Origin of the sequence: Paenimyroides ummariense (assembly GCF_900115115.1) — a bacterium.
Taxonomy (GTDB): domain Bacteria; phylum Bacteroidota; class Bacteroidia; order Flavobacteriales; family Flavobacteriaceae; genus Flavobacterium; species Flavobacterium ummariense.
The window spans coordinates 1-12304 of sequence record NZ_FOVI01000016.1 but is presented as its reverse complement, the minus strand read 5'-3'; the positions used below and the strand labels follow the sequence as shown (position 1 = coordinate 12304).

The 12304-nt window shown below is 34.8% G+C and carries 16 protein-coding genes and 1 pseudogene; 14 read left to right on the top strand and 3 right to left on the bottom strand.

Annotated features, from left to right (window positions below; all coding sequences use genetic code 11):
• Positions 1–521: 521 nt before the first annotated feature.
• Positions 522–710, top strand: a complete 189-nt coding sequence (locus tag BM253_RS17535; protein WP_245758495.1) for a DUF5675 family protein — start codon at positions 522–524, stop codon at positions 708–710.
• A gap of 47 nt (positions 711–757) precedes the next feature.
• On the opposite strand, the gene BM253_RS11460 is transcribed toward BM253_RS17535, so the two are convergent.
• Complete coding sequence (locus BM253_RS11460; protein WP_091524183.1) at positions 758–1576, bottom strand: universal stress protein; 819 nt, start codon at positions 1574–1576, stop codon at positions 758–760.
• Positions 1577–1914: 338 nt separating this feature from the next.
• On the opposite strand from BM253_RS11460, the gene BM253_RS11455 reads away from it, so the two are divergent.
• Positions 1915–2691 carry a DUF3050 domain-containing protein gene (locus tag BM253_RS11455; protein WP_091524180.1) on the top strand — a complete coding sequence of 259 codons (777 nt, stop codon included), beginning with the start codon at positions 1915–1917 and terminating at the stop codon, positions 2689–2691.
• Between the two features lie 52 nt (positions 2692–2743).
• Here BM253_RS11455 and BM253_RS11450 read toward each other — a convergent pair whose 3' ends face one another.
• On the bottom strand, positions 2744–3037 hold the full coding sequence (locus BM253_RS11450; protein WP_091524177.1) for a hypothetical protein: 294 nt from the start codon (positions 3035–3037) through the stop codon (positions 2744–2746).
• Positions 3038–3343: 306 nt separating this feature from the next.
• Between BM253_RS11450 and BM253_RS11445 the strand changes: the two genes are divergently transcribed.
• The 9 genes from BM253_RS11445 to arsB all read left to right on the top strand — a co-directional run bounded on the left by BM253_RS11445 (position 3344) and on the right by arsB (position 10019).
• Positions 3344–3964: a Crp/Fnr family transcriptional regulator gene (locus BM253_RS11445; RefSeq protein WP_091524173.1), complete on the top strand. Its 621-nt coding sequence runs from the start codon at positions 3344–3346 to the stop codon at positions 3962–3964.
• Positions 3965–4021: 57 nt separating this feature from the next.
• Entirely contained in the window at positions 4022–4312 is a 291-nt protein-coding gene (locus BM253_RS11440; RefSeq protein WP_091524170.1) for a DUF202 domain-containing protein, read from the top strand.
• Positions 4313–4384: 72 nt separating this feature from the next.
• Entirely contained in the window at positions 4385–5797 is a 1413-nt protein-coding gene (locus BM253_RS11435) for an MBL fold metallo-hydrolase (RefSeq protein WP_091524167.1), read from the top strand.
• Positions 5798–5815: 18 nt separating this feature from the next.
• Positions 5816–6379: a YeeE/YedE family protein gene (locus BM253_RS11430; RefSeq protein ID WP_091524164.1), complete on the top strand. Its 564-nt coding sequence runs from the start codon at positions 5816–5818 to the stop codon at positions 6377–6379.
• 10 nt (positions 6380–6389) lie between these two features.
• The gene (locus BM253_RS11425) at positions 6390–6884 is read left to right on the top strand and encodes a DUF6691 family protein (protein ID WP_091524159.1); all 495 of its coding nucleotides are present in this window, start codon (positions 6390–6392) and stop codon (positions 6882–6884) included.
• 580 nt (positions 6885–7464) lie between these two features.
• The gene (locus tag BM253_RS11420) at positions 7465–7794 is read left to right on the top strand and encodes an ArsR/SmtB family transcription factor (protein ID WP_091524157.1); all 330 of its coding nucleotides are present in this window, start codon (positions 7465–7467) and stop codon (positions 7792–7794) included.
• Between the two features lie 96 nt (positions 7795–7890).
• Positions 7891–8355, top strand: coding sequence for a DUF6428 family protein (locus BM253_RS11415; protein WP_091524152.1), 465 nt, complete (start codon positions 7891–7893; stop codon positions 8353–8355).
• Between the two features lie 17 nt (positions 8356–8372).
• Positions 8373–8987, top strand: a complete 615-nt coding sequence (locus BM253_RS11410; protein WP_091524355.1) for a low molecular weight phosphatase family protein — start codon at positions 8373–8375, stop codon at positions 8985–8987.
• Positions 8988–8990: 3 nt separating this feature from the next.
• Entirely contained in the window at positions 8991–10019 is a 1029-nt protein-coding gene (arsB, locus tag BM253_RS11405; protein ID WP_091524149.1) for an ACR3 family arsenite efflux transporter, read from the top strand.
• 245 nt (positions 10020–10264) lie between these two features.
• Here the strand turns inward: arsB and BM253_RS11400 are convergent, their stop codons facing one another.
• Positions 10265–10633 carry a winged helix-turn-helix transcriptional regulator gene (locus BM253_RS11400; protein WP_091524145.1) on the bottom strand — a complete coding sequence of 123 codons (369 nt, stop codon included), beginning with the start codon at positions 10631–10633 and terminating at the stop codon, positions 10265–10267.
• A 73-nt stretch (positions 10634–10706) separates the two neighbouring features.
• Between BM253_RS11400 and BM253_RS11395 the strand changes: the two genes are divergently transcribed.
• From BM253_RS11395 to BM253_RS17525, 3 genes and pseudogenes are all read left to right on the top strand, one after another.
• Positions 10707–11336, top strand: coding sequence for an NAD(P)H-dependent oxidoreductase (locus BM253_RS11395; RefSeq protein WP_091524140.1), 630 nt, complete (start codon positions 10707–10709; stop codon positions 11334–11336).
• 172 nt (positions 11337–11508) lie between these two features.
• Entirely contained in the window at positions 11509–12060 is a 552-nt protein-coding gene (locus tag BM253_RS17530) for a beta-ketoacyl-[acyl-carrier-protein] synthase family protein (protein ID WP_317040956.1), read from the top strand.
• Positions 12060–12304: pseudogene (locus BM253_RS17525) on the top strand (beta-ketoacyl-[acyl-carrier-protein] synthase II); the annotation flags it as partial. The gene BM253_RS17530 and the pseudogene BM253_RS17525, both read left to right, overlap by 1 nt.

The following is a 12304-nucleotide window of genomic DNA, read 5'->3' as shown; positions in this document are numbered from 1 at the left end:
ATGTCCTTTTTAAATTTTCGTAATTAAACTATTCCATTATCAATCAAAAATATAATATCTCAGTTTTTACAATTAAAATTGGACTTTTCATTCTTCATCTTTTGCGACATTCATTATTTTACAGTTTGGAAACCGTGAAACTTAAGGTTTGTGGTTAAGATAAATAACAACTATAATACAAAAAAATACAATTTATAGTTTAAAACCCTATTTGTTCATTTTTGTCTTGACACAAAAACGAATCAAAAAAATCAAGACTTCATAAAAAAACCTACTCTTCAAACTTTCCCAGTAAACAAAACAATGCTCGCTTCGCTCAAAAAGGCGTTTTGTTCTTTACGTGTAAAAACATTCATCGCTTTACGGCTTTTTATAATGTCGTTTTTCAAATTCATGTTACTACTCTATTCAGTTTCGGGGTGTTCTATATGCTGAACAACGGTTCGTTTAACGTACTGGCAGTGGTTAACCTTAACAAGCAGTAATATGCTGGTGCTTATACTATTTATCTGGCAACGACCGTGCACGGCAAACTTACCCTAAAAGGAAAGCACATAGCCTACACCATTGAGCTGCCTTGGCAGGACAACAAAAGGCGTTTTTCGTGCATACCTGAAGGAACTTATATTTTGAGAAAAAGTATTCTGAAAAATTCAAATGGCACTTTGTACTGTTATCTAAAAACGAACCGGCAACACATAAAAATATAAACCACGATAGCTAATAATTACTTTTCACTATATTTTAAAATGATTCGTTACTTAAACATATTTTCATGAAAGGTTAATAAAGGAATTCGTTTATGATAAGATAATTTTTCGGCAATACTGCCTTCAAAAACACGCTGAAAAAGTGATTTGTTTCTGGTAATACAACTTAACATATCAATAGAATACTGGTCGATAAAATTAAAAACTGCCTTTATGATATCATCCTGATTTTTTTCGACGAAATAAACAGGATCTTGCTTAAACTGCAGTTTCCATCGTACAACTTCTTCTTGCGTTTTAGCTTCCTTACCCTTATTCACGTGAATACAGTAAATATCAGCATTAGCCAATTTGACATAAGGAATCATCTTTCGCAAAACCAAAGCATCTTCTTCATCATAAACCGTTGTGAACCCAACGGCATCAATTTCCTGAAATTTACATAAGTGCGGAATACTGAGTACTGGGATATCTACATTGTTTATAACGCCGACTGTGGTAGAACCCAATATTTTATTTTCGACGCCGGAATTGCCTGTTGTACCCATTACAATTAAGCTGATATCTTGTTTTGAAACAATATCAAGAATACTTTGTACCAGTTCTCCTTCTTCCATAAAAAAATTTAAAGGTACCTGTCCTAAATTATTTTCTGCAGCAAGCCGGTGCATTTTATTTATTTGGTCTTTAAACAAATCCGATGCAGCCAGTGGATTTCCCTGACCTACATTTTTATAACTACTTTTTGATGTATAAGAATGTAAAACGAACAGTTCACCGTTGTAATTTTTACAAATCTGCATTGCGTAGATAAAAGCATTGTCTGCCGTTGCAGAATAGTCTGTAGGGAACAGTATTTTTATCATATCAAAAGAATTTAAATAAGTTAATTAAAGTTACCAAATTTAATAATACATAGTACATTAGGGATTCACTTATATTTGACGACTTTCATTTTTATTACCCTTAAGCTACGTGTTCCAGTTTAGCTTTTGAAGCTACCCCGCCGAAACAGTGTCTTGCTCCCGGATCAACTAACGTTTCATCTCTTGTGGTTTGGATATTAGATGATTTCGCAAATGATAAGAATCTGAAATTACAGTTTACAGCACTTTATGAAGGATTACATTTTCGCTATTATGTTTTAAAAAGCTAAACTATACTGACATTATCCCTATATTAATAATATATTTGCAAAAAAAATATGACCTCAATAAACGAAATAAACAGCTACATACAGCCCCAGAAGGATAAACTGATCAACCATTCCTTATACAAAAAGATAGTTACCATTCCCGACCTGCAGCAATTTTTACAGGTTCATGTGTATGCGGTCTGGGATTTTATGTCGTTGTTAAAGGCTTTACAGTCAAAGCTTACATGTACAACAAGCCCATGGTTTGCTTCTCCCAACCCCGAAGTCAGGTATCTGATCAACGAAATTGTACTTGCAGAAGAATCCGATGTAACATTGGATGGAAAAAGGCTGAGCCATTTTGAAATGTATCTGGAAGCTATGCGAAAAAGCAATACGGATACGAAATACATTGAAACGTTTTTAAAAAATGTACAGCAAACAGATATATTCAACGCTATAAAATTGAGCATGCTTCACCCTTATATCAAAGAATTTCTAACCTTCACTTTTGAGGTAATCGATGCTGGAAAACCCCATGAAATAGCATCTGCATTTACTTTTGGGCGTGAAGATCTGATTCCGAATATGTTTACCGAAATGCTTAAAGAATTTAAACTGCGCTTTAAAGATACCGATCTTACCGATCTTGTTTATTATTTTGAACGCCATATTGAACTGGACGCAGACGAGCACGGGCCTATGGCATTTGAGATGATTGCCTACTTATGTGGAACTGATGCTGTAAAATGGAACGAAGCCGCACAAACAGCAGTTACATCTTTAGAAAAAAGGATTAGATTATGGGATGCGATTGAAGAGTTAATCGATAAAAACAGTAATTAAAGAATAATTATTATAGTAAGATAAAAACCGATCATCTGGATCGGTTTTGTTGTTAATTACGATAGTTATCGTATTCTTCTTTTGATATATTCCGTAAGCTGATTTGGTTGTACCGCTTTAAATTATCAAAGAATGTGTTATTTTTTTTAACCTCATCATTCATTTCAAACAGATAATAATCGGAATTAATTTTTATCAGTACATTTTCATTGTTCTTTTTCGAAGAATCTAAAGCAGTACCTTTATCTGCCCTAACAATGTAATAACCATTATTAATTAAGTGGTAACCGTTTTGAAATACAGTAATAAACGTAGGATCTCCTCGATACGATTTTAGTCTTTTCATAGCTTATTATTTTTATTGTTGTAATTTAAAAATACAAATTTTCGTTGTAACTTTTTCTACAAACTATCTATAAAAATGTCTATTATATAAGATCATTTTTATTACTTATGACGTGCTTATAGAGATTAAAAAGTAAATGCAAAGGAACCCCAAATTGAAATACAGACCAAGTACAGGCTTTATAAACCTTAAGTATAAGAACCTTAGAGCTATGGTATAAGCATCCTATACAAAACTTACTTACTGTAAATTATAGTTGTAAATTTGATTATTCTAACCAAAAGAATCTAAAATATCTTTTAACCAATGGAACTAAAACAAATTGCAGAGTTTAAAACTTCACCTGAACTTGTAGAAAAATTACAAGAACACAGTATTCGGAAGCATTTTAAAGCAGGTACTACTATACTAAACGAAAGTGCACACATAGGATCTATCCCTATAGTGGTTAAAGGATCCATGAAAGTACTGCGTACCGAAGAAGACGGCAGGGAAATTCTTCTCTATTACATTAAAACCGGTGAAAGCTGCATTATGTCGTTTCTTGGAGGCTTACATAACGAAACAAGTAAGGTAAAAGCAGAGGTTGAAGAAGACGCAGAAATATTGTTTTTACCCATTGATAAAGTATCTGTCTTCATTAAAGAATATCCCCAATGGTTAGACTATATCTTCCGCCTGTATCATAAACGTTTTGAGGAACTGCTGGAAATTGTGAATGCCATCGCATTTAAAAAAGTGGATGAGAGGCTGTTGAACCTTTTAAATAAGAAATCGGAACTTTTAAAATCGGAAACCATTTTGATTACCCATGAACAGTTAGCCAACGAATTGGGCACTGCCCGGGTAGTAGTTTCACGCTTACTAAAACAGTTGGAAGAAGAAAAAAGAGTAAAATTAGGGCGTAACAAAATAACCCTTATGTAACCAAAGTAGCACAGTACATTTATTTATTGATCTATTTTTGGCAAAACAACTTAAAATATGAATAAAGATTTAATTTTACGCGAAAAATTAGCATTAGAACGTACCATACTAGCAAACCAGTCAACCTTTCTGGCATTTTTGCGTACTTCGATGTATTTTCTGGTAGCAGGCATCAGCATTAATAACCTTACAACGATAAAATACGGGGTTGTAATAGAAACTGTATTTATAACTGTTGCAACAATCCTGCTAATTACAGGAATTTACAATTACTTCAAACAGAAAAAAAGTATTTCAAAAAGCAGGAAGCATATAGGGGATTATAAATTAGAGTACCTAAACGAATAATTCACGTTATGTAACAAAAGTAACTGTACAGCTGGAAACGGTAATATAAATTTGTTTAAAAATATTCAAATAATGAAGATAGAACAAATTTATACAGGCTGTCTGGCACAAGGTGCCTATTACATAGCTTCGAACGGCGAAGCAGCGATCATTGACCCGCTGCGTGACACTAAACCATATACCGACCGCTTGGAAAAAGACGGTGTAAAACTTAAATATATTTTCGAAACACATTTCCATGCAGACTTTGTAAGCGGACATTTGGATCTGAGTAAGAAAACAAATGCGGCTATTGTTTACGGACCTACTGCAGATACTGGATTTGAAGCCATAATAGCGAAAGATGATCAGATTTTTGAAATAGGGAACGTTAAAATAAAAGTTTTGCATACTCCCGGTCACACAATGGAAAGTTCTTGCTTTTTACTTATTGACGAAAATGGTAAGGAAGTTGCTCTTTTTAGTGGTGACACCTTGTTTTTAGGAGATGTAGGCAGACCCGATCTTGCACAAAAAGCAGCCAACAGAACTCAGGAAGAATTAGCCGGTATGCTTTATGAAAGCCTTTACAACAAAATAATAAAGTTATCCGACGACATTATTGTGTACCCTGCCCATGGAGCCGGTTCGGCATGTGGGAAAAACATGATGAAGGAAACAGTTGGTACGCTTGGCAATCAAAAAAAGACCAACTACGCCCTAAACCAACCAAACAAAGAAGCTTTTATTAAAGAAGTTACCAAAGGATTATTACCCCCACCACCCTACTTTGGAATGAACGTATCAATGAACAAAAAAGGATATAACAGTTTTGATGAAATTTTTAAAACAGGTTTAAAACCTTTAAACATAAATGAATTTAAAGAGGTGCTTAAGCAAACAGGAGCATTAATCTTGGATACACGCAACAATACCGATTTTGTAAAAGGATTTATCCCAAAAGCAATCAACATTGGCTTAAATGGAGATTTTGCTCCATGGGTGGGTGCTCTGATAGCAGATGTGCAACAACCTATTTTATTGGTTACCGATATGGATAAGCAGGAAGAAACCGTCACACGTCTCAGTCGCGTAGGTTTTGATCATGTGTTGGGATATTTGTCTGGTGGTTTTGAAGCATGGGAACGTTCGGGCGAACAATCAGATATGATACAGCGTATTACTGCAGAGCAATTCTCCTGTGAATTTAAAATTGGCAAAACTGCTGTTATAGATGTCCGTAAAGAAAGTGAGTTTGCAGCCGAGCATATTGCAGAAGCATACAGTAAGCCGTTAGCATACATAAACGATTGGATTGGTACAATAAACCCAAAAGAACATTTTTACCTGCATTGCACCGGCGGATACCGAAGCATTGTTGCAGCAAGTATTTTAAAAGCCCGAGGATTTGATAACTTTACAGAAATTTCGGGCGGTTTTAATGCAATTTTAAAAACCAGTGTTCCCAGAACTAATTTTGTGTGCCCAAGTAAAACAAGTATCTAACAAATTAAAATAATAAACATGATTGAATTCATAAAACAGCCGTGGCCTTGGTATGTCGCGGGACCATTAATAGGATTAACCGTTCCCCTACTGCTTATTCTTGGCAACAAATCTTTCGGGATAAGTTCTTCGCTACGCCATATCTGTGCTGCCTGTATGCCTGCAAATATACCTTTCTTTAAATACGATTGGAAAAAAGAAGTATGGAATTTATTTTTTGTTACAGGTATTTTCGTAGGAGGAGTTGTCGCTGTTCATTTGGTTCCGAATACTGATCCAATCGTAATCAATCCAGATTTAGCTGAAGAACTGGGTGGCTACGGAATTAACAATTACACTAATCTAGTCCCGATAGATATTATGAACTGGGAAACATTATTTACTTTGAAAGGTTTTATTCTGATGGTAATCGGCGGTTTTTTTGTAGGTTTTGGAACACGTTACGCAGGCGGCTGTACCAGCGGACACGCCATCATGGGACTGTCTAACCTGCAATGGCCTTCATTGGTGGCAACTATCAGTTTTATGGTTGGCGGATTCATAATGGCAAACTTAATTTTACCGTTTATTCTTTCACTTTAATAATATTGTTATGCTTAAAAATATAGATATAAAGCCACAGAGAAAAAATTCAACTGAACAATGCATACATGAAAGAAGTTTTCAATACAAACCTTATAACAATTTAAAATATCTGGTTGTAGGCATATTATTTGGAATCGTGTTTGTAAAAGCCGAAGTAATCAGCTGGTTCCGTATACAGGAAATGTTCCGTTTACAATCGTTCCATATGTATGGAGTAATTGGAAGTGCCGTTTTGGTAGGAATGATTTCTGTTTTTATCATTAAAAAATTCAATATAAAAACTATTCATGGCGAAAAAATAGTTTTCAATTCAAAGAAATTCAATAAAGGTCAAATATACGGAGGATTGATTTTCGGTTTAGGCTGGGCATTAACAGGCGCCTGTCCCGGTCCGCTGTTTGCACAAATTGGTACAGGAGCGACCGTTATTTCTATTACATTATTAAGTGCTGTTGCTGGCACCTGGTTCTACGGGTTTTTAAGAGATAAACTTCCGCACTAATTAAAAAGAACTGTCTGAATAACAGTTCTTTTTAATGAAATAGATATACAAGAAGTGAAAATCTCTTTTAATATGATCTATTTGCCATTTTAAATCATGAATTTTCAATTCTTACCTCAGTTCAAAAACGGTTGAACTTTTCTCTGTTCGCTAACTCATCTCGGTTAGGTACTTCGGCAAGCTACAACAACCGTAGTTCACCGACTATCACCGTCATTCTACGCTATATTCTTTGGTTCAATCCCAATTTCAATAGGCACAGGCTATTGGTTTTCTCACTAATACTGCTTTTGATTTTGGTATGTTGCTTTGTTGGACTTTTTATATTATAGAAGGTAAAATAGAAAGGAGGATTAATATTTGATATTTGTACAACCTTAATGGCTTTCTAGCTCACAACTTCAGATCCGAATGATGTAGATTTGCATGGGAAGACTTTTTGTCTTTATATTACTAACATATCTCTACAAGTACGATATGACCGTTTTTTGGTAATGACTAATGCTCAATTAAAAAAAATCCAAAAAAAACTTGAGCATTTAAATTAATATCGTAATATTGCAATATATAAATATATAATATGGGACTTACTAAATCAGACATATTTACTGAAGAACAGAACAACTTAGCATTGCTTTTTAAAGTATTGGGGCATCCTGCACGAGTGGCTATTTTGCAATACATTATTAACAAAAAAGCCTGTATATGTAATGATCTGGTAGATGAATTAGGATTGGCTCAGGCTACCATCTCCCAGCATTTAAAAGAGTTGAAAAGTATAGGTATCATCAAAGGTTCTATTGAAGGGAAATCGGTATGTTACTGTATTGATGAAAAAAAATGGAATAATGTTCAAAATACATTCAACGATTTCTTTAACCAAGAGGTACAGACTAATCAATGCTGCTAAAAGCATTTTTACACTTTATTACATCGTTATATTGCAATATATCGTTTTTATAAATAAGCAAACTGAATTTTCTATTAATTAAAAAAGTTTAGGAATATGAAACTATCAAAAATCAAAGAAATTTTACCGATATTAGATAATGTTGAATTTCAATTAGAGGACGGAACATTTGTGCCGGAACACTTCCACATTACAGAAGTAGGTGTAATTACAAAGAATTTTATTGATTGTGGCGGAACAATTAGAAATGAAAAAGTGATCAATTTCCAATTATGGAATGCAGATGATTACGAGCATAGATTAAAGCCGACTAAACTATTAGACATCATCAAATTATCTGAAGAAAAGTTGGATATTAAAGATGCAGAAATAGAAGTAGAATACCAAAGAGAAACGATTGGCAAGTACGATTTGGAATTTAACGGAAAAACATTTGTACTAAAAAATAAAACGACTGCATGTTTGGCTCAGGATGCTTGTGGTATTCCTTCAGAGAAACAGAGAATAAAGTTATCCGATTTGACTAATACTTGCTGTACACCAAATTCGGGATGTTGCTAAACTTAAAGCAAATTATCATGTATAGAAAATTAGAAGACACTATAAATCAGTTACATTCAACTGAAAATATCAGTGAAGAACGTAAAAGTATTTTACAACCGTTAATAGATTTTGTACAGCAAAAGGTAAATGACAAACAAGAAATAAATATCAACTTCATTTGTACACACAATTCACGCAGAAGCCATTTATCGCAGGTTTGGGCACAGGTTGCTGCAACATATTTTAACATTCCCAATGTACATTGTTACTCAGGTGGAACAGAAGAAACAGCATTATTCCCGAAAGTTACAGAAACATTGATCAATCAGGGTTTTAGTGTTTTCAAAATTGCAGACAATAATAATCCTGTATATGCTATAAAATACAGTGAAAATGCTTTACCTGTAATCGGTTTTTCAAAAAAATATGATAGTCCTTTCAATCCTTTATCTGCATTTGCAGCTATTATGACCTGTTCGCAGGCAGATGGTGGCTGTCCTTTTATTGCAGGAGCGGAAAAGAGAATACCCATAACGTTTGAAGACCCGAAAATTTCAGATAATACACCGGAACAATCAAAGATATATACCGAAAGGAGTTTGCAGATAGCAACGGAGATGTTCTATGTTTTTTCAATGATTAAAAAATAACCGATGCAACCAAAACTAAAATTTCTCGACCGTTATCTTACCTTATGGATATTCCTTGCAATGGCGGTAGGTATAGGATTAGGACACTTCTTTCCGGGCATCGCAAAAATTACGGATACCGTTTCTGTGGGCACTACAAACATTCCTTTGGCAATAGGTTTGATACTGATGATGTACCCGCCATTAGCAAAAGTAGATTACTCATTATTGCCCCAAGCTTTCAAGGATAAAAAAGTAATAGGGATCTCATTATTGCTTAATTGGATTATCGGTACTTTATTGATGTTCGGATTAGCTGTTTTGTTTCTGCGAAATGAGCCTGATTATATGACAGGCTTAATATTGATAGGATTGGCAAGATGTATTGCAATGGTGATTGTATGGAGTGATTTGGCTAAAGCAAACAGAGAATACACCGCAATGTTAGTGGCATTAAACAGTATATTCCAGGTACTTTCTTACAGCTTCTTAGTTTGGCTGTTTATAAATGTACTGCCTGCAAAATTAGGGTTAGCCAACTTCAATGTAACCGTATCCATTCAAGACGTAACAAAAAGCGTATTGATATATTTGGGTATTCCATTTTTGGCAGGATTTATAAGCCGCTATGCATTGTTAAAATCAAAAGGGATAGACTGGTATAACAGGACATTCATACCCAAAATATCGCCGATTACCTTATATGCTTTACTGTTTACAATCGTATTGATGTTTAGCTTAAAAGGCGATAAAATTGTAGAATTGCCAATGGATGTGATAAAGGTAGCTATTCCGTTAATCATCTATTTTGTACTGATGTTTTTTGTGAGCTTCTTTGTTAATAAATGGCTTAAAGTTCCTTACGGGAAAAATGCGTCCATTGCATTTACAGCTACAGGAAACAACTTTGAATTAGCAATAGCAGTAGCAATATCTGTTTTCGGTATTCATTCGCCACAGGCTTTTGTAGGTGTAATAGGTCCTCTGGTAGAAGTTCCTGTCTTGATCCTTTTAGTACGTGCAAGCTTATGGTTAAAGAAAAAACATTATTGACCCATAGTACAGTATCGAATTACCGCAGATGCAAAGAATTAGCAGTAAAAAAAAAAAAAAGGAAAAAAATATATGCGTGCATACAAAATTATTATCTTTGTACCTCATAAGTGTTTTTTTGGTTATTAAGAGGTTGCGGGTATTTATTGCAGCCTCTTTTTTTATCAAGTAATATTTATACATAAACGCATATTGAGTGTAAAATGCATTATTTACAAATATGTTGAATTATGTATAAACAAATATTAACTATTTTTTGTAACACATTTGCGGTGTATATGCCCCCAATTTGCAAGCGTAGAAATTACCGGTTTTACAGATTCACCGTATTCGGTAAGTTCATAACTAACCATTACCGGTTGCGATTTACCTACTGTTCGTTTAACCAAAAAATTAACTTCCATTTCCTTTAATTCCCGACTGAGCATCTTACCTGATATGCCTTCAACTTCCCTTAGAATGTCCGAGTATCTTTTTGCACCAAACAGCAGACACGCTATTATTGAAATTTTCCATTTTCCGCCCAATACATACATAGCGTCATGTACAGCCCTGATTGAATGTTTGCACTCTTCTGAAGAATGTGGCGTTTCTGGTTTAGTAGTTACCTGCATGTTACTATTACTTTTTGTTTGTTAGTGACAAAAGTATACAAATATTTTGCAACTTTGACAAAAAATAAAAGATATGCAATTAATAAACAACCTTGAGTGGAGGTATTCCACCAAAAAATTCAGTAATAAAAAAATCAGTGAAGAATTACTAGATCAGATAATTGAAGCAACGAACTTATCTGCTTCGTCGGCAGGATTGCAGCCTTTCCGCCTTATTTCAATAGAGAATGAAGAACTTAAGAAAAAACTTGGCGAAGGTTCATTCAATTCTCAAATTGCAGAGTCATCACACCTGCTGGTCTTTGCGGCATTTGATGAAATTACATTAAACCACATTGAAGAATATATTCAACATATTGCAGATGTGAGAGGGATCGAAACTGAAAACCTGTCGGAATTTAAATCTGCTTTGGTAGATAACATCCTTCCCAGAAGCAGCCATGAAAATCATGTTTGGGCATCAAAACAGGCTTATCTTGCCTTGGGTACTGCCTTGATTGCTGCTGCAGAACTAAAAATAGACGCCACACCTATGGAAGGCTTTGATGCTGACAAATTTGACAACTTACTGGGCTTAAAGGAAAGAGGACTTAAAACAGTCGTAATACTTGCGCTAGGATACAGGGATACAGAAAAAGATATATTTGCAGGGTTTAAAAAAGTACGCCTTGAAAAGGATCATTTTGTTACTTATATAAGATAAAACTTACAGTTATGAACATGTAAGGTCAAAGCAACAACTTTTGTTAAATATTTCAAAATAAAATATACCGTATGGTATATTTTATTGTTTTTGAATTAATAAAATCGCTTAAAATGTCAAAAGCAGAGCAAACATGCCAGTTCATAATTGAACATCCAAATTTCGTACACAGATAGCATGTGAAGTTAAAAACTTTAAACCAGAAACATATCTGGACCGCAACGAAATAAAGCGAGGCGACCTCTTTACGCAATATGCACTTTACAGTGCTTCACAGGCATTAGAAGATTCAGGTCTGGATGTAAAACAAATGGATCCTTTTGACATAGGGGTAATATGGGGCGTTGGTCAGGGTGGTATGGAAACCTTTGAGAGTGAAGTTGAAAACTATGTAACAGGTAATTATGTACCCAGATTCAGTCCGTTTTTTGTACCTAAGCTTATTGTTAATATGGCTTCGGGAATGATATCTATGAAATTCGGATTACAGGGAATAAATTACACTACCGTATCGGCTTGTGCTACTGCCAACACAGCAATGATGGATGCATTTAATTACATTCGTTTGGGCAAAGCAAAAGTATTTGTTACAGGCGGTTCCGAAGCTCCCATAACTCCGGCTTCGATAGGAGGTTTTTCTGCCATGAAAGCCATGTCCGTAAGAAATGCTGATATCCTCTTAGGGCAAGTCGTCCTTTTGATAAAGACCGTGACGGTTTTGTAATGGGAGAAGGTGCAGGTGCACTTATACTGGAAGAATATGAACATGCTAAAAAAAGAGGTGCAAAGATTTATGCCGAACTGGTAGGCGCATCAATGACAGCAGATGCTTACCATATGACTTCTCCGCATCCAGAAGGATTGGGCACTGCCAAAGCAATGCAGCTTGCCTTGGAAGAAGCAAAACTAAATCCAGATGAACTTGATTATTTGAACTTACACGCAACTTCTACTCCTGTGGGAGATAT